15 protein-coding genes are annotated in these 19190 nt (G+C 36.2%); 9 read left to right on the top strand and 6 right to left on the bottom strand.

Annotation, left to right across the window (positions count from 1 at the left end; all coding sequences use genetic code 11):
- Positions 1–28: 28 nt before the first annotated feature.
- The 4 genes from RM552_RS13960 to RM552_RS13945 all read right to left on the bottom strand — a co-directional run bounded on the left by RM552_RS13960 (position 29) and on the right by RM552_RS13945 (position 4947).
- Positions 29–1363, bottom strand: a complete 1335-nt coding sequence (locus RM552_RS13960; RefSeq protein WP_311369472.1) for an O-antigen ligase family protein — start codon at positions 1361–1363, stop codon at positions 29–31.
- 167 nt (positions 1364–1530) lie between these two features.
- Entirely contained in the window at positions 1531–2136 is a 606-nt protein-coding gene (locus tag RM552_RS13955) for a hypothetical protein (protein ID WP_311369471.1), read from the bottom strand.
- A 170-nt stretch (positions 2137–2306) separates the two neighbouring features.
- Positions 2307–4238 carry a bifunctional diguanylate cyclase/phosphodiesterase gene (locus RM552_RS13950; protein WP_311369470.1) on the bottom strand — a complete coding sequence of 644 codons (1932 nt, stop codon included), beginning with the start codon at positions 4236–4238 and terminating at the stop codon, positions 2307–2309.
- A 58-nt stretch (positions 4239–4296) separates the two neighbouring features.
- Positions 4297–4947, bottom strand: a complete 651-nt coding sequence (locus RM552_RS13945) for a transglutaminase-like cysteine peptidase (protein ID WP_311369469.1) — start codon at positions 4945–4947, stop codon at positions 4297–4299.
- Between the two features lie 214 nt (positions 4948–5161).
- On the opposite strand from RM552_RS13945, the gene RM552_RS13940 reads away from it, so the two are divergent.
- The 6 genes from RM552_RS13940 to RM552_RS13915 all read left to right on the top strand — a co-directional run bounded on the left by RM552_RS13940 (position 5162) and on the right by RM552_RS13915 (position 13104).
- Positions 5162–6013: a glycosyltransferase family 2 protein gene (locus tag RM552_RS13940; protein ID WP_311369468.1), complete on the top strand. Its 852-nt coding sequence runs from the start codon at positions 5162–5164 to the stop codon at positions 6011–6013.
- Between the two features lie 63 nt (positions 6014–6076).
- Positions 6077–7291 carry a glycosyltransferase family 4 protein gene (locus RM552_RS13935; protein ID WP_311369467.1) on the top strand — a complete coding sequence of 405 codons (1215 nt, stop codon included), beginning with the start codon at positions 6077–6079 and terminating at the stop codon, positions 7289–7291.
- Entirely contained in the window at positions 7288–8490 is a 1203-nt protein-coding gene (locus tag RM552_RS13930; RefSeq protein WP_311369466.1) for a glycosyltransferase family 2 protein, read from the top strand. Before RM552_RS13935 ends, RM552_RS13930 begins: the two co-directional genes overlap by 4 nt.
- A complete protein-coding gene (locus tag RM552_RS13925; RefSeq protein WP_311369465.1) occupies positions 8471–9190 on the top strand; it encodes a WecB/TagA/CpsF family glycosyltransferase in 720 nt (239 codons plus the stop codon). The genes RM552_RS13930 and RM552_RS13925 overlap by 20 nt, the downstream gene beginning before the upstream one ends.
- A 3-nt stretch (positions 9191–9193) precedes the next feature.
- Positions 9194–11182, top strand: coding sequence for a hypothetical protein (locus RM552_RS13920; RefSeq protein WP_311369464.1), 1989 nt, complete (start codon positions 9194–9196; stop codon positions 11180–11182).
- A 32-nt stretch (positions 11183–11214) separates the two neighbouring features.
- Positions 11215–13104 (top strand): acyltransferase family protein, encoded by a 1890-nt coding sequence (locus RM552_RS13915; protein WP_311369463.1) that lies wholly within the window; start codon positions 11215–11217, stop codon positions 13102–13104.
- Positions 13105–13114: 10 nt separating this feature from the next.
- Here RM552_RS13915 and RM552_RS13910 read toward each other — a convergent pair whose 3' ends face one another.
- Both RM552_RS13910 and RM552_RS13905 read right to left on the bottom strand, forming a co-directional pair.
- Positions 13115–14155, bottom strand: coding sequence for an acyltransferase family protein (locus RM552_RS13910; protein ID WP_311369558.1), 1041 nt, complete (start codon positions 14153–14155; stop codon positions 13115–13117).
- 83 nt (positions 14156–14238) lie between these two features.
- Positions 14239–15366, bottom strand: a complete 1128-nt coding sequence (locus tag RM552_RS13905; protein ID WP_311369462.1) for an O-antigen ligase family protein — start codon at positions 15364–15366, stop codon at positions 14239–14241.
- 423 nt (positions 15367–15789) lie between these two features.
- Here RM552_RS13905 and RM552_RS13900 point away from each other — a divergent pair, with 423 nt between their 5' ends.
- The 3 genes from RM552_RS13900 to RM552_RS13890 all read left to right on the top strand — a co-directional run bounded on the left by RM552_RS13900 (position 15790) and on the right by RM552_RS13890 (position 19030).
- A complete protein-coding gene (locus RM552_RS13900) occupies positions 15790–16422 on the top strand; it encodes a hypothetical protein (RefSeq protein ID WP_311369461.1) in 633 nt (210 codons plus the stop codon).
- 206 nt (positions 16423–16628) lie between these two features.
- Positions 16629–17897, top strand: coding sequence for a lipopolysaccharide biosynthesis protein (locus tag RM552_RS13895; RefSeq protein WP_311369460.1), 1269 nt, complete (start codon positions 16629–16631; stop codon positions 17895–17897).
- Positions 17898–17905: 8 nt separating this feature from the next.
- Positions 17906–19030, top strand: a complete 1125-nt coding sequence (locus tag RM552_RS13890; protein ID WP_311369459.1) for a polysaccharide pyruvyl transferase family protein — start codon at positions 17906–17908, stop codon at positions 19028–19030.
- Positions 19031–19190 lie beyond the last annotated feature (160 nt).

Below are 19190 nucleotides of genomic sequence, written 5' to 3'. Positions count from 1 at the left end.
GACGCTGAAAGACAGTTTGGCGAACGATCTATCGTAATCGATTCTTGTTTTTCTGGGGACGCAATTTGAGGCTATTAATTATCATACACAAGGCAATAAATACGACAAAATAAGCGGCGTTTGCATACCCCTGAAGAGGAAAGTCCACCGTCATATGCACGCACATGCCAATGAGAGCCATTAAACAAGCAAATGCAGTCCCCTTAAAGATAGAGTTTTTTCGTTTGTACATGGCTCTTACCGCTTTGTAAAAACTAAATAGCAAAATGGTTGATAATATAAACCCACCAAGAATGCCATATTCAATTAAAAATTGTAGATAATCATTGTGCAAATGATCATAAAAAACATCCACACTAGCTTCTTGGTAACTGGGAAATGTTGAATAAAAGCTTCCGCCACCAGAGCCAAATAAAGGGAAGTCAGCTAGCATAGGGTAAGCATCAGCAACAACTTCATCTCTGCTCTCTTGTTGCAGAGAGGTTTGCGCTAAGCGTTCTTTTACTCGTTCTAAACCAAAATAGGCACTTACAATAAATAGGTCTATGATGAACATACTAATTACTAGTACCGACAAACCTCTGCTTTTGTCTCTAATTATTACTAGCGCAAGCCCACCAACAACGGCCATAGACATGAAAAAAGCTGTGTTACCCATACGTGAACGAGACATCACGAGTCCAATTACCATAACGGCAATACAAATTCTAACAATCGCTTTACTGCTGAGTAAGGTCGTTGCAAACGAGCGCATAAAATCTTTGGGAGTCGACATCTTAGATTTTTCTAAAGAGGTGACTAACAAACCAACACCAGCTGCTAAACAGAGCATAAGAAAGTTTGCATAATGATTTTTGTAAACAAATGAGCCTGTCGCCACATTGCTAACATCAAGTCCAAATATTAAGCTTGATTCTAATCCTAATAATATTTCCAAACTACCATATAAGGCTTGTACTGTCCCACTTGCCACCATTGTGTACAAAACCAGTTTAATACGTCGTTCAGTGTCAACTAAGCTCAGCGTACACATTAATAAGCAGAAAAAGCTGAGTAATTTAATAAAACTCGTTGTGCTTTGCGATGGATCGACAGATAAATAAAAAGCGGGTGCGCCAACTGACAAAAACGCTTCGAGCGAAGTTGGTGAAAGTGCCGCTACTATAAATTTGGGTAAAGCAATAATTTGTAAGGAACTAAAGATGATAAAGGCTAACCATAAATAAATTTGTACTGTATAGCTTGCAACGCCCATAAATGTCACTTTACGGTTTCGCCACACAACAAAAATAGTCAGGGTGAAAATGCAAATTTCAAAAAAACTCCAAGCCCATGGTCTATTTGCACCAAGAGGTATTGGCAATAAAAATAAAATTGCCAATAAACCATAAAATGTTTTATCTGTTTGTGAAGTTGAAGAGCTGATTTTTTATCTCGATTTTAATTAGTTAATCTTTCCCCGTTATTATGCATAGATTCAAAGCAATAAAAAAGCCCCAATATTGGGGCTTTGTCGAATCAATTTAATAACTAGTTGGTTGATGCCGTTGTGTCACCGCCGCCTGTACCACCAGCGCCAATACCTGCACCCAATGGAGTAACCGCAATATTTGTGTTTGCGTCACCGCCAATAGCAGTTGGGTCAGACACCGTTGTCGCATCTGCGCCAGCTTGTAAAACAGCCACCAAGATATCTTCAGGCGCCATTACACCGCTTAAAGCTGCACCGTCGAATACTTCTTGGGCAAAGTCTGGATACAATACTGTACCCAGCGTAATAACATGAATGGCCTTACTTGCATTTTCTTCAATCAATACTTTTGTTACTTCGATAAGACTATTAACGTCAACCATTTGCACGTAAAACTGTTCAGCCAAAGGAATATCAAAAGCCACCGCTGATTTAGCTTCGCCATTTAATGAATTGTCAGCATCGGTAAGAGCCACTTTTATCGCATCAACAATTGCTGCGTTTTTGGCTTCGCCATTTGCCATTTTAGCGGCAATCACTTCGTGTAGCCGATTACCTGGCTGCTCATCGTCACCAAATAAGCTGGGTGATGCTGGCGTTTGTGCGATGGCAACAACGCTAAACAAACATAAAAAAAGAAAACTAACTGATAAACGCTTCATCATAACTCATCCTATTAATTGCCTAATTTATCTTCCCAGCGCTTCACATATTAATGTTAAAACGCCGCAGATATTGACCGGCAACCTACTACTGATATCTTCTATTTTAAACCTTGTCGAAAAAACAAGCAATCAATATTTTCCTCTAGGCCAATATTATAGCGGGCTAGGGCTTATTTTGGGCTAGGCTTTTCAATAACGAAACCTTGGATGTAATCTACATTATTGTTAATTAACCATATTTTATCTGCTTCCAGTTCGACCATTTCAGCTATTACTTTTATATCCAGCCCGTGAGAAATACTCGTGAGTGTTTTAACAAATAGCTGATTATCGTTTTCTTGCGAGATATTATGCGTATATCGTCCGTCTATTTTTACAAAATCAGGCTTTGTTTTTTGTAAATGTTGCAAGCCAGCGAGTTGTGCACCAAAATGTTCAATCGCTATTTTTACGCCTAAGGTTTTTAGTTGCGCGCTTGTTTGCGCAATTTTATGAATATCTTGAATAAGTGCTCGTTCAGGAATTTCTAACACTAATTTGCTCGCGTCATTACCCAAATGCTCTAACTCGGTAAAAAACCACTGCATAAATTCGTCATTGAACAAGGACTGTCTAGAAATATTCAGACCAACACTATGGTTAATCGTTTCGATTTTTTGAATAAGCGTTTTCGCAATCAAGCGATCAAGGTCAACACTGTAGTCTAATCTAACAGAAGCCGGAATGAGTTGCCCCATCGGTAAAGCTTGTTTGTTTTGATCTATCGATAGCCGGGCAAAGCACTCCTTGTAGATAGATTCTCCTTTAGCATCTACAACTGCTTGTTGAGCAAACTCACAGTGATCTTTTTGTAAAATGCTTTGTAAGTCTTCGCGCCAATTGGCGTTAGATTGAATAATGTCTAAGCTGTCTGCAAATTGCCATGTTTTGTCACTGTTTTGTGCCACTTTTAGTGCGCTGTCGGCTTGTTCTAATAAGGTGCTAAGTTTATGATTTTGAGCAAATACCGTAAATCCTACATGAGCGATACCTGATTTATATTCTGATTTATTGTGTTGGCTAAATAAAGTATCGAGTCCGGAGGCAAAATCATGCACTTTTTGTTTTGAGGTGTTTTCGATTACCAAAGCGAAATCAGCGCCTGATATTCGATAAAGGTGTTTTGTATCGAAGCTCTTATTGCTCAATGTGGAAATAATATCAAGCACTGTCTTGATATAATTATCGCCTTCTTGTGGGCCGCATGTATTGTTTACATTAGCTAAGCTAGAGGCTCTCACTAGGCCAAAATATGCTTGCTGAGCTTCTTCTGTGTTGCGCAATATCTGTGTTATCGCTAATTCAAAGGCACGTCTATTGCCAATGTTGGTTAAACTGTCGGTATATGCAAATTTTTTGTAGGTGTCGGATTGTTCGTCAAGGCTTTTAAATAGTGTAGAAAGTTTTGCAGCCATATAATTAACAGCGGTAACAATATTGCTAAGTTCGAGCGTTTTGGGAATGGTGCTGATTTGCTCAAAATTGCGTTGACCAATTGACACTGTTTGTTCAATAACCTGCCCAATCGGTTGAGTAATAATGCGTTTTACTAAAAACCAAACAAAAAATTGTGAAATAATTAATGCCACTAGTACGACCCAAAATGCACTTAAGGCATTTTCCCACAACTGCAGGTAAGCAATTCCTGGGTTGCTGACAACAACCAATTTACCATGTTGCATCCAGCCATCGTTTAAATCGCTTTGTGCTACAGGTGGAGTAATTGGAAACAGCTCACTAAACCAACTTGGTACTTTTTCGTGTTTACTAGGGTTGGTCTTTAATAATACTTGCTCATTATTTAAGTCGACTAGTTCAATACTGCTGTAATAGCCACGATCGAAAATAGCGTTAGCCATAGTATCTACAATGGCTAAGTCATCTTTATTTGCTAAATATGGTGTGATTGACAAACCCAAGGATGTTGCCGTGTCTTGTGCATGAGAACTTAATTGGCGTTCAATAAAATTACGCGTGTTTTCAACACTGGTAAACAGAATCCCTGCAAATACAATTAGTAACACAGCAAAAAAGGCTAATCCAAGTTGCTTAGCGAGTGACATAATAAGCCCCTAAATATTTTGTGTATTTTGTAAAGTGTGATTTAGTAAGCATAATATATCAAAATCCTTGCTGCATTCTTGAATTTACATCGGCCCATAACTTATTGTTGCCGCCCTTTTGTAGTTGTCTACCTCGTCCCTGCTCTTTAGCTTCCCATAAACCTTCACCATTAAAGCTATATATAGGAATAAGGTCACGTCTTTGTGAAGCGAGAAGTATTCGTTTATTCAAATTGTCGAGCACCAAGGGTATAGAGGAGGGCGTTTCGTAATATGCCAACACCATATGTGCTTGGCGGGGTCGCGTGGCCGTTACATACATCAGTTTCAATTTGGTATTTTCTACACCCATTTCTAATAGCGTAAAATATTTTGCAATAGTAAAATCTTCACAATCGCCCGCATCTTTGCCTAAAAACTCAAGAGGTGTGGCCCAATAGTCGACTTTTCCCCAATGCTTGATGTCGTCTTCAAAAGACATTCGATTAAAAAATTTATTAGCTTCGTATAGCTTGTCTTCAATAGGTACGTTTTGATTAGCAAGAATAAGTCGCTGCCAATCCCGGGCACGTTGCTCGGCTTGTGCATCGTATTTTTCACGCATGTTTGCAAAGACTTGTTCGCTGAATTCTATGTTGGAAAAAACACTCACAAATAGGCATGTAAGCATCAATGCAAACATGATTTTATGTGAGAAGTTCAGAGCCATATATGTGCGAAAACCTTAAAGTAGAGAATAAAGAAAAACACTGCTATTAAGTAATCGCACAATTGCCCGTAAACCTTAGCCTTTTTGGTGTTTATGGCATGTTTTTCTGTTCGTAAAGACCTTCAAATTTGTAACAATAATTCAACAAACACCATTTTTAATTTCTGGTATTATCATTGCATCAAAATATTCGACATTTTTTAATAAAGAATATATGCCATTAGTTACCGTATACATCACTACGTACAATCGTTTAGAGCTACTCAAAAGAGCGGTTGAATCAGTGCGAGTCCAATCTTATAAAAATATAGAAATTATTGTGGCTGATGATGGTTCAAACGATGGTACTCAAAGTTGGTTGAACGAGCAGCAAGCTGAAGATGTTTTGCTGGCGATAATCAATACGACAGGTGAGTCTAAAGGTGCTTGCGTCGGCAGAAATAAAGCAATTAATATGGCTAAAGGTGAGTTTGTGACGGGTCTTGATGACGACGATTATTTTGAACCCTGGCGCATTCAAACATTCGTAGATAAATGGCTCGATTTACAAGCTCAAGGTAGTGATTTTGCCGGTATATTTGACAGTATCGTAGAGCATCGCAAATACGGTGTTGTAAAGTGTTACGATGCACCATTAGTGACCTTTGATGCACTAAGAAAAGAAAACGCGATAGGCAACCAAGTGTTTACCTCAAAGGAAAACTGGTTAGGAATAAATGGTTTTGACGAAAAAATGCCAGCATTACAAGACTGGGATACTTGGTTAAGGCTTAGCAGCAAATTCGGTGTATTGTACAATTGTTTGAGTTATTCCTATGTGCAAATTCATGATCATGGTGGTGTTAGAATTTCAGAAAAACCTGAAGCAGTAGTTAGGTTTGCATTTGAACGCCTTATTGACAAAGTGGCGCCTCTGAGTTTCAGTGAGAAACTTGCTCTTACTTATCGTTTGTATAGTTACGGTCAAGTAAAACCACGCTTCAAAGAACTATTTATTTTGGCGATTGGATTTAAGTTGCGTCGTATTGCGCAAGTTTTGAAAAGAACGGTGTTGAAAAATCAGTAATAAATATGAGTAGTTCATATATTAGACTGGGTTCATTTATGAAAATTGTTGGAAGGAAATTTAGTGAATATCACTTATTTTGTTAACCATTACCCTAAGGTAAGTCACACCTTTATTAGGCGAGAAATTCAAGCTCTTGAGCAAGAGGGCTTTACAGTCAGCCGTGTCTCGATTCATAAAGATGATATTACTGATACAAATAATCCCGATTATGCAGAAATACCAAAAACTCAATATATTTTAAAACCAAGTCCAATTGTTTTAATAAAAGCTCTATTGTCGTTACTTTTAACAGAGTTTAGCAAGACCTTAAGTGCGTTTTTCTTATGTATAAGAATGATGAAAACTTCAGATAGAAGCGTGTTAAAAAACCTTGTTTATTTTCTTGAAGGACTTCGGCTTGCTCAAATTTGCAAAACCAACGGCACGCAACACATCCATGCGCATTTTGGAACCAACTCAACAGACGTTGCAATGTATTGCTCTTTGGTTACTAATATTCCATACAGCTTTACGGTGCATGGTCCCGAGGAATTTGATAGGCCACTATCAATAAATTTAACTGAAAAAATAGTTAGGTCTCGCTTTGTTTTTGCAATTACAAAATTCTGTAAAAGTCAGTTGCAACGATGGGTCTCACATGACCAGTGGGATAAAATAAAAATAATTAGATGCGGTCTTGACCCTAGTTTCTTTGACGATCAATTGTCAATTGAAAAAATAAATAGCGAAAAAATTAGCGCTTTATTTATTGGGCGCCTATGTGAACAAAAAGGACCACTAATCGCTATGGAAGCGTTAAAGATGCTTCGTGAGTCTGGTGTGCCAATTGAAATTATTTTTGCAGGCGACGGAGAATTACGCAGTGATGTTGAAAGGTACGCTCAAGAGAACGGTTTGCAAGACAGCATTAAAATTACTGGCTGGGTTGACTCTAGTAAAATAAGGGAATTACTTTTGGACTGTGATTTTATGCTCTTGCCTAGTTTTGCCGAAGGTTTGCCAGTCGCAATTATGGAAGCTTTGGCATCAAAAGTGCCGGTAGTAACGACTCGTATTGCAGGTATTCCCGAGCTTGTAAGGCCGAGAGAAACTGGCTTTATTGTTGCTCCGGGCTGCGCTATAGAATTAGTCGAAGCTATCAATGAATTATTAGCCTTAAATCAATCTGCTTATACGGCATTAATAGAAAACGCTTATGCAGCGGTTAAACTAAATCATGACGCGTCAATAGAGGCTAAAAAGATTGCGCAATATTTTAGAGAAAATGCTACATGATCATCATAGCCTTTGAATTTGTGCTGGCAAGTACAGTCGGATTACTATCATTTTTATTATGTGTAGAGTTGATAGTTGGAGCACTCTCATTTTCTCAAAAGCGACGGCGGATTTGTAATTTAGAAGCTGTCAAAAACGTTATTCTTATTCCTGCACATAATGAGTCACAAGTTATTGCCAAAACAATAAAGAATCTAGAACAGCAAAAACTTGAGAACGATGTCATTGTTGTGGTTGCCGACAATTGCAATGATGATACATCTTCTGTTTGTCGCGCTCTAGGTGCCAAAGTGCTAGAAAGATTTTCCGAAAAACAAAAAGGCAAAGGCTATGCTTTGGATTTTGGAACCAAATGGATTTTAGACAACCTAGAATTCGATAACCTAGTATTGTTTGATGCTGATTGTCTTTTCACGGACGGTAGTTACAAACAGCTGATTTCAAGCGTAATCGAAGAAAAATTAATTTGTCAGGCCGTTTATTTAATGAAAGCGGTTGAAAGTGAGCCAAAGACTAAGATAGCAGAATTTACTTGGTGGTTAAAAAATGCTGTGCGGGCGAAAGGTTTAGATACGCTCAAAATTGGTTGTCATATACAGGGCTCTGGTATCGCATTTCCTCGGAAAGTATTAGCGAGTATCAATTTCGCATCGGGCTCTATAGTCGAAGATCTAGAATTAGGTTTGAAACTGAGCATTGGTAAAAATAGGGTTAAATTTGCGCCAAACAGTACAGTCATTAGTCATTTTCCAGCTAGTAATGAAGGCTTAAGCGAACAACGAAAGCGTTGGGAACATGGCCATATGGATACGATCACTAAAAGTCCTACTTTTTTTATTAGTGCATTTAATAGTAAATCATTTAGAGCTGTTTTCTTGATTTTAGACGCAGTTATCCCTCCTCTATTTGCCTACTTAATAATACTGATATCGCTACTTATCACTGGCTATATACTTCAATTTTTCGGCTATACGGTTTTGTGGCTTTCAATGTTAAGCAATAATTTATTTGTATTGTTATCGTTAACAATTGTTTGGTTAATTAAAGGGCGAACTGTGTTAAAACCAACAGACATCCCCAAAATATTTAGTTTTATTCTCGATAAAATAGGTGTTTATTCTTCATTTGCGAAAGGTCGACAAACTACTTGGGTAAGAACATCAAGGGAAGATGAAAAAGATGAAAAAAATAAAGACTAAATTAGTCGAACTTCATGACTTGAATTTGGAGGAAAGTCTTGATTGGGTCATTGATAACTCTGAAAACAACAAGTTCAAATATGTTGTAACGCCTAATATTGACCACCTAGAAAGACTTGTTAAAAATCGAGAAGGCTTTTCATATCTTTACGAACAAGCTGATTTGTGTTTATGCGATAGTCGCATATTGAAGGTTCTATTGAGCATTAAAAGTACGCCTATCGATTCTGTTGTTCCTGGCAGTGATTTAACAGCAATGCTGTTTGATTCCCCCAAATTGTCTAATAAAAAAGTTCTCATTTTTGGAGGGGATGACGCGATTTTCAAGCAATTACAAGATACTCATGAAAGACTAGATCTAACACATATCAATCCTTCTATGGGATTCATTAATAAACCTGAAGAAGTTAAAGAACTTGTTGCTAGCATAAAGTCTTTAAAACCTGATGTGTTGTTTCTAGCAGTTGGTTCTCCACAACAAGAAAAATTTGCCATTGCATTAAAGCAAGAGCTCGAGCACGGCGTTGCATTATGTATAGGAGCTTCAATTTTATTTATTACTGGTGAAGAGAAGAGAGCACCCATAATTTTTCAAAAATTACATTTGGAATGGTTTTTTAGAATGATAGTTGCACCCAGACTAATAAAGCGGTACTGGCAGAACTTTCTGTCATTGCGACTTATATACAAAAGTTTGTAATTCATGTTTCTGCTGTCAAAGAAATCATTTTTCACACGTAAATACTTTTTACTTTTGATGTTTTTGTTGTTGGGCTGTACTAAATGGGGTAGTTCAGCTATCAAGAAAAATCAAATCTTATGGGGTGGGGGAGGTGCTTTTACCAGTGTTGTAGAATTTAAAAACGAATTGTATTTATCGTCAGATGTTGCGGGTGTTTGGAAGCAAGAAGAGGGTAAATGGCAACCATATATTAATAACCTAGCTTATTATAATGTAACTGCTCTAGCACCTTTTGGAGAGCGCTTGTTTGCCATTACTGCAAAAGACCTATTATATACAGATGGTAATGGTAAATGGTATCACACAGGCATAGAGCTCGATACATACAGAAGCATAACAGACCAAGCTTATACAGTTTCTGACGACGGGAAGTTGATGTGTATTGCTAGTCGTAGTGACACAATAAAATGTATTGACCACGAACTAACTGTGCAAGAAATTTCATCACCTATGTCACTTAAAGCAGGTGTGTTTTTCAATCCTAATATTCATAATGAATTACTGTATTTTGGCACTAAACGCTTATATGTCTTTGATTTTTTGAGTGAAAAAAACACGTTGTTACACGAGTTTGAAGAGCGTGTTGTTGCATTAAAGCGCACAGGAAATAGAGAAATAGTCGTTACTGAAAAAAATATCTACGACCTTAAAGATCTTATAAACCCTCTATACAAGGCTTCAAAGAAAAGCATAGTGAGCGCAATTGCAGATCCAAATAGCGACAGTTTAATTGTCGGTTTAGGCAATAGGTGGAATATAGCTCTACATAAATTAACCCTAAACAAAGATAGGTTTGAAAGTGTAAAAGTTATTGAGCCAGTTTTTGACGATTCGTTGCCGCATAGAAGTGAACAGCGCACTTTAACGAAGATTTTGAGTAGTAGTTACATAAACGACCTTTTCTATGTAACGGATTATTGGGGTGTATATCAACTAAAACCTAACGCTGATAACGAGTTAAAGGAAGTATCGGGCAATGCTTTTAACATTGTCGCAACTGGTCTCGAAATCGGTAACAACCATATTTATCTGAGTAGCATGGATGTTGGTATAGTAAAAATAAGTAAAAAGATTACAGAAGACAACAAACGCGAAATAGAAAGCATCTCGTTAGATAAAATTAAAGGTCATGCATGGTCGATGACTTATTTTAACAGCACCCTATATGCTATTTTTTCACCTTGGGAAGAACCAGATGATTATTTATACAGTTATTCCGAAATAGAAAACTCTGAAAAAACTATAAAACTCACTAATTATGAAGACCGAAGTGGTAAAGGCAGTTTTTGGGGTAAAAGTTACTCGAGAGGTCTTTCATATTACCATGGGTTAGTGTCATTTCGCGATGGACACAAAGGCGGTCTAGTATTGTCAAAAGCTTCAAATATAGATAAAGATCTTGAGTTTTCGTTAGGTAAACAAAACAAGGTATACCGAGCGATAGAAGAACATAATGGTTTACTTTATATCGCTACCTGTGAGGGTCCAGCTACTGTCGTTACCTTGAACAAAGCGCTTGAGACCAAGTTTTCTATTCGATTGCCATCAGGTTTTTGTGCATTCAATTCATATAAATTTGATGGTCGACTATTCTTGCTAGGTTCTAGGAAGGGCAATTCAGTCATCTATGAGATAAAGGGTAAAAAGGCATATAAATTTTATGAAAATGAAAAAGGTAGCGCTTTTTACGCAATGGTAGCTGACCCAAAGGATCCAAATAACATAATGTTAGCAACAATTACTTGGTCGTATCGGCCAACAAGTAGCTTTTTCGTCTCGACTGATGGCGGTGAAACATTTACAGAAAAAAGTTGTGCTTTAACACACTTTAATGGCGTTGTAGATATAGCAATAGATAGCGTTGAATCAAAAACATATATATTACAAAAGGTGGGTGGTTTACTAGAACTACCGACAAAACAGTTATTTAAAGACTCATTATGCGATTGATAAAACGCTATGAAAGTAAGGTAATAAATTGAATGAATAAGTTTAGGGCAGATATACAGGGATTGCGTGCATTCGCAGTTTTATCTGTAGTCCTGTTCCATTTCAATCCAGCCTGGCTGCCAGGTGGCTTCATTGGTGTTGATATATTTTTTGTTATTTCCGGCTATTTAATGACTTCGATTGTCATGAAAGCAATTGCTGCCAATACTTTTTCTCTATCTACTTTTTATATTGCAAGAATAGCCAGGATATTACCTGCTTTGCTAATGCTCTGTATAACGATGACTATCTTAGGTTTTATATTCCTTAATTTAGTTGATGCTAGTCAATTAGCAACACATGCTGCTAGTGCGATTTCGTTTCTGTCTAACATTGTATTCTGGTCGGAGTCGGGTTACTTTGATGAGGCATCGAAGTACAATTGGTTATTGCATACTTGGTCGCTATCGGTCGAATGGCAATTTTATATGATTTACCCTGTAATAATGTTGCTTGCGGCTAAAATATTTCCGTTAGAAATGTTCGCAAAATTGACATTATTGATGGCTCTTATATGTTTTGGTTATAGTATTTGGGCATCTACAACGATGCCTTCTGCCGCTTATTTTTTGTTCCCAACTAGAGCATGGGAGTTGCTTATAGGAGGGCTTGCTTTTTTCTATCCTTTGCGCGCGAGTGTTGCTTATTCTGCTCGAATAGGGCTGGAGCTATTTGGGGTTCTGTTGATAGTAGGTTCGACAATTTGGTTAAACAAAGATTATTCTTGGCCAGGTACTTTTGCGCTAATCCCTGTTCTAGGTGCTTTGTTGGTTTTACTCGCTAATAATCAAAAAAGTATACTAACTGGGCGAGCTATTGCACAAAAAATTGGGACCTGGTCGTACTCAGTTTATTTGTGGCATTGGCCATTAGTTGTGCTTATTAAATATTTTGAATTGCCAACTTACACATGGTTTGCAGGTATAGTGTTTAGCTTTATCTTGGGCTGGTTAAGTTATACATACATTGAAACTCGATTTGGGAAACAGGCTATTCCCAAAATAAAATATGGTCCAAAAACCATATATTTAGTTTTTGGCATATCGATAAGTGTTCTTGGGTGTTTTGTATTCTATAAAGGTACTTTATGGCAGAAAAATATAGAAAAAATAGAACCGTTCTTGGCTGGGCAAAAATATTTTGAAGGACGTCATGTAAGAGATGCTTCTGGAGGAAAAACCTATTTTCTTAATGGTGCAAGACAAGATGAATTTGACTTTCTTGCCATTGGTGACAGTAACCTTTCGCACTATGTTTATGGTATTACTAAAGCGAAGACGGCACGTGTGATTTTAAGTTGGGATGGTGCGTGTTTAAGCCTACCAAACTATATGACAAAGCCAACAGAAACCTTTATGAATATTAACTGGCAAGAATACTGCAAAAACAATATAGAGAATATTGAACGATATCCAAACAAACCTATTATATGGGCGCAACAATGGCAGCCTCGGGAAATGATTTGTACAAAAATACCTTGCGAAATTGTTCCGATTAAAGCGAATTATTTTGATATGCTTGAAAATCAAATCAAGGCAATGATCAACATAATAGGTAATGATCGTCAATTAATCCTAATTGGACAGGTGCCTGCTCCCACAAATAGCGTTTATCGTTGTATGAAAGGCTTCAATACTGATATATGCGCAAGGGTTTCAAATGAAAATGCGAATACTCGTATAAAAGTTAACCAGTTTTTGAGAAGTATGACGAGCTTATATCCCAATATACAATTTATAGATCCTTATAGTTTCAATTGCGACGAAGCTTTTAATTGTCGAAATATAATAGATGGCAAAAGTATATTTTATGATGAGGGTCACCTCTCTGCGTTTGGTTCTCATATGTTTTGGAAAGCAATTTCAAATAAGTTGGTCAATTGAGTGGAAAAGCTTATTCACAACAAGGCTTTCTTTTTTTACCCCACAGAAACATTTGCAGCAATGGTGTGGATGGAGCGATTGATTTATATAAAATAACAACAGTCATAAAGGTAAAAAATGGAGCGGACAAATAAAATACAATGTAGTACTCAGTTAGTTCTTTACCAAAAAACAATTGCCAAGCTCCCCAAAATATTGTCATCATGAAACTATGTGTTAAGAACAAAGGAAAGCAATAAACGTCAAAACGGCATATTTTTTTACCAATATTTGTTTGAGCTAGGTAAAAAGAAATAATCAAGAAAATCACAGCACAGGCTAACATAAAGAATGTCTGTTTGACCATAACCTCTCGGTACATTCCATTAATCAAATATTTAGAAATTAAAAGAGCTCCAACAACCGCTATCCCTATTTTGATAAAAGAAATTATTTTTCCTTTGAAAGTAGCGGGTGCATATAAAGATAAATAAACACCTATAGAGAAAAACATTAGTATTGATGGCCTAAGAATCAATGGTTCAAACCCATATGTGAAACCCAATAGCCAGATAAGAAAAATACTAAATACATTCAAGGTGCTCACAAAGATCCTAATTAAAGGGAAAAGTATTGAACAAACAAAAATATCTCTAAGAAAGTTAAGTGGTTCGGTTAGTGAACCGTATTGAAGAGCGAAAATATAATTAAAAATATTTGATAACGAAAAACTATTTTCTGTAAGTGTTCTAAACTGGCTTGTTTCCCTAGATGCAATCAAGAAAATCACAAGCGATAGTAAAATAATAAGAACATTCCATGTTAGCATTGGTAAGATAAGTGCTTGAAATTTTGATTTGAAAAGCGAAAACCAATTAGTTTTACGTTTATAAGCATTCCATGCAAGATAACCACTTATTAAGCTCAATGCCGGAACGCTACCCCTTCCTAATATGTCAGCTAAAACATAGTTTACAAGCTCAAGTGCTCTAGAAATATCTCCAGTCCAAGACGCTTTACCGGGGTTAATATGAACGAATGTCATTAAAAATATACATAAAAAGCGACAGATTTGTATTGTTTCAGATTTGATTTGGGGGATTTTAATATGCCTCAGTAATTCTGATTAAGAGATAACATGAATTACCAATATCTTTATTCACCTCTCGCTTCCAACCTATTATAAGCAAGAAAAGCACCTATGAAAAACCAAAAATACCAGTTGAATACTAAGTAATCAAAAACATTATCTGAGTAATGTATTAAACAATAGGCTAAGAATAAGGCGAAAACAATAATATTTTCGGGAGCTAGACGCCGAAGTTCCAATAGTTTTTTTAGAATAGGTATTAGCAACCACAAAAATGCTATAAATCCAATTATACCAATTTCGAAAAGCAACTGAACATATGTATTGTGTGCACCTGCGCCTTCATCTGATTCAATAACAAAAAAAGCACCAGAATAATATGTAAATCCTTCATATCCGAAACCCCACCAAGGTCGTTCCCAAAACTGCTCCATTGCGCTAGCCCATATTACTTTGCGCCAAGCATATGAGTTTAGTGCTTCATAATCATTTACAAATGCATCAACATCGTTACCCTGAAACAAGTCTAAAACTCTCTCTTGAATGCTTGGCACCAGCAAAGCTATTGTTGATGCAAGGGCAAGATAAGCTAAATAGCGTTTTTCAACGAATAGGCCATAAACTAATACTAATAAGCCCACAACTGCCCATGCTGATCTGGTTTTTGTGCCTAGAATGCACACTAAGCTAAACAACATGATAATCCAACACAGTCTTTTGAATTGAATTTCATATTTGAACATTTCACTTTTGATTGCAAAAAAACAAACACTGACAACAGTAACTAAATAAAATGCAAATATATTCGGGTGGGTAAAGGTAGAAAATAATCTAAATCCGTTTCTATTTGTGCTTCCTTCGGGAAAAGCGAACTCATAAAATACGGCGAGTAAAGGAATAAAAGAGGAGTAGACTATAATTTTTAAACATTCCATGAAGTGCTGTTGTGATTTTACAAAATGAAATGGAATCAAAAACATTGCCATATATGTGATAACGACTAATAAACTTCTTAAACCTAATACCGGATAAGGTGTGTATGCAATAGAAATAAGCATTATTAGAATGAGGGGAATCCATAGCATACTCATTCTATGAATCTTAAATCGTGTATGGTTATAAACTGCAAACAATACAACTAACATAAACAGATTCATCACAGCACCGAAACCAATACCTCCAACTTTAAACATGTTTAACAGAGGATCTAAAGAAGCCCTAATAAACAATATTGCCAATAAAATTGGGCTGTATATATATAGTCTGGGGAGAAATTGCATACAAGCACTGGTAAAAAAACTGTACCTTAATATTAACAGAACAATATTGTTAAATTAAGAAAAAGCTCAAATTATGTTATTCCTTATAAGACATAAAAATAGTATCATCAAAGTGTTTCAGTCGTGATCAAAAGATTAGTTTGGTGATCAGGGCTATATAGAGTGTCGCAAATTAGCACTTATTCATTTTGACACTGTCGCAAATTAGTGTCAGTATATTTTACATCAATATGCTCCTTTATAATATTTATTATTATATTCAAGCACTTAAAAGTTGGCACGAGTTGTGCTTTATTGATTCCAGCAGGGTAAATTTTTAATTCTTAAGGTGAGACAATGAGTAAAATGTTTAAAACGATAGCTGCTTTTGTAATGTTTAGTTGCATAGCTTCGGTAAACGCATCTGTAATTACAAACGCTGATATAGACGGTGGTGTGGTTGTAACACTACCTAATGGTTGGGTTCAAGAAAACGCAATTAGCCTTTTTGACGGCGTTGACGCTAATATCAGAAATGATAGATCTTCTGTTTTTAATACAAGAAGCGACAGATTGGACCCTGAAGGCGACCCACTTTCAGATACTAACTTCATTAGTATCGCTGGAAGCTTTACGACTTTGATTGATATCACAGCGTTGGGTTTAGCGAATGATTGGGGTTATTTGACGCAACAAGAGCTTAGCGATTTAAGAGTTATATTCACTGACGTGTCAAATAATGTTTTATTTGACCAAGAATTTAACGGCCTTAACGTAAACTCCTTTGCAGTTCAAAGTTTAGCAAGTAACTTGAATATTATAGGTGCTATGAACTTTGAATTTAGGCTTGTTGGGTCTGAAAACGTAAGTGTAGAAATACGAGAGTTTGTTATAGAGGCGTCAACTTCTATGTTGATGGTCCCAGCTCCTGCTATTTTCGTTTTAATACTTGCTGCTTTCGGATTTGTATTTGCTAGAAAACAGTCTTAGTAGTATCGCTAACATACTAAATTTAAAAACGGACCATTAAGTGGTCCGTTTTTTATTTAACATAAATAAAATCGAAAATATTCCCTCAATTTATCTTGTCACTATATTAGCTGGCCGTCATGTCTGGTAATATTTCTCCTAATACTCCAGCTGCCATTATTTTTTAATAATAGCGATATACTCCATTTCGGTTTTTGGAAAATTTAGTGCCAAATAATAATAGTTTGCTTAGAAACATACTTGTATTAGTAATGGGTTCAGGTACTGCAAAGCTAATTGGCTTTGCTAGTGTATTAGTCTTAACACGCCTTTATACTCCAGAGCAATTTGGTATGTTTAACGTCTATCTTTCTTTGGTTTTGTTGATAGGACCTCTTGTAGCGTTACGTTATCCACTTGCCATTCCTTTACCCAGAACCAACATAGCTGCGTCTAACTTGCTGATTCTATGCGTTTCGTTAGCAGCCGTTTTATCTTGTTGTGTTTTTTTACTTTTCAATTATGCGAAGCCCCTACAGCAACTCTTGAGCCTGAGTAGTTTTGATAGTACTTTTTTTATAATCTTATCTATTTCAATTTTTATTTATTCAATTCATGAAATTTTAGTTTCGTGGAATATTCGGAATAAAAGTTTCAAAAAAGTAGCTATTGCAGAAGCGCTTGTTTCTTTTTCTGCAGCGATTGTAAAAATAAGTATACCTTTTATTGGCTTAGGAATTACTTTTGGTTTGGTCTATGGGCATATATTAGGGGTTTTACTTGGTTTTCTGTTTTTACTGATCTCTTTGAAGATAAATAGCACAGCGGTGACAAGAGTATCGATGAAAAGAGTCGCTAAGATGTATTCTGATTTTCCCAAATTTCGACTTCCTTCACAATTTCTTATGATTTTATCTGCTCAGCTGCCAATACTAGTTTTCAATCATTATTTTGGTAAAGCTGAAACTGGGCAGTTGGGTCTTGCAATTTCTGTGATTGCAGTGCCGATGATGTTGATCGCAAATACGGCCTCTCAAGCTTATCATGGTGAAGTTGCGAAGATAGGGAAAAAGAAACCAGACGAAATTTATAAAGTGAGTTTGAATTTATGTAAAAAAATGGCATTGATTGGTATAGTGCCAGCGCTATTCCTTACTATAACTGGGAAGTATCTTTTTGCATTTTTCTTTGGTGAGATATGGTCAGATGCGGGAGTCTTTGCTTCGATATTATCAGTAATGTTGTTTTTCCAGTTTATTGCTAACCCTATTGGCCACGCACTAAGTGTGTTCAAACGAAATGATCTATTTTTAATATTGAACTTTATGCGAGCCTGCATGGTTGTTTCTTGTTTTTTAATGGGTTCTTGGTTAACGTTTACGCCCTTTGAGTTAATTTTGTTGTATTCAATTGCATTGGGTACTTTTTATGTAATGTATGCCATTTTCGTTTTGATATTCTTAAAGAAAGAGTCTAAGCGTATAGCAAAATCATAGAGGATGTAATGAAGAATATTATTTGCGTTGAAACGGTCACACAATTTGAAAATGCGGGTGACGAGTTGATTAATTTAGCATTAATAGATCTTATGCGGGTTCATGGCAATATCGTTTTGAATGATAGGCAAAGTCCTAAATGGTATTTAGACAGACTTATGTCGGAAGGTGACCAATACTATTCTGATTTCAATGGGCATGGTGGTTTTTATTTTGGAATACTGAAGCGCCAGTTTAAGCAGTTGTTCAGTGCAAAGACAGAGCAGTATTATATAGCCTTACCTCCAGGACATTTCAGTCAAAAAGGTAAAAAAGCAGCGATAGACATTTCAAAACTATTCATAAAACTGATTATGCTCAGGTTAGTTGGTGTAAGAGTGATGCGCGCAGGCTTTTCTATTGGGCCATTTGATAGAGCGAATCAATTAGCACAAAAAATTGGAAGTTATGCTTTTCATCTTTATGGTTTGCGTGACACTGTGACTTTGGAATATTCTAAAAAAATCGGGATTAATAAAGCAACACTTTTTCCTGATATGGCTTGGGCTTTAGATATAAGTAAATATGAAAAAGCATCACAAAATGAAAATAAAATTGTTATTTGTTTTAGATCTAATGCTTACGGAACTGAGCATAGTGAAACTTATTTACAGCCATTAATGCAGTCACTCAGCGCCATGTTAAGTGCGCCAGAATTTGCAAAGTCAAAATTGGTATTTTGTTATCAAGTTGAGTTTGATAAGGCAGCTTCAACTTATTTGTATAACAATTTAAAAGATAAATACAATTGCACAAATATTGAATATCGTTTAGGTATTTCAGAAGCATTTACTCTATATTCTGGCGCTAAGACGGTTATTAGTAACAGGCTTCATGTCCTATTGCTTGCAGCACAAGCGAGTTCTTTGCCATTGGCTTTAGTCAACAAGAAAGATAACGTGAAAATAACATCGATATTTAATGATAATCAACTTGGTGATTGTATTTTAGATCTTGATTTAAACGATAAAGAATTGAAAGATTCACTTGAGCACGTACTTAAAGTGAAATCAAATATACTGTCGACATTTAAGCAAAAACGCGAATCCAATTTTAAGGCAATGAAAGCGCTATTTTCCAAAGCATTTAACTAGTCGTAAGTTGCACCTTACATTACTGAATAATCTTTAACGATACGTCGCGAATTTAATACGTTGGTAAGATGGCAAAGTAGCTATTTTGAGACACTAGTAATGTGTATAAAATTAGTCTATCTTTTGCGTTAGAGAAAATACCAAAAAGCCGATAGAGCTT

This window comes from Glaciecola petra (assembly GCF_031846345.1).
Lineage (GTDB): Bacteria > Pseudomonadota > Gammaproteobacteria > Enterobacterales > Alteromonadaceae > Glaciecola > Glaciecola petra.
Note: the sequence above shows the minus strand (reverse complement) of the source record. Positions and strands in the feature narration are given on the sequence as shown.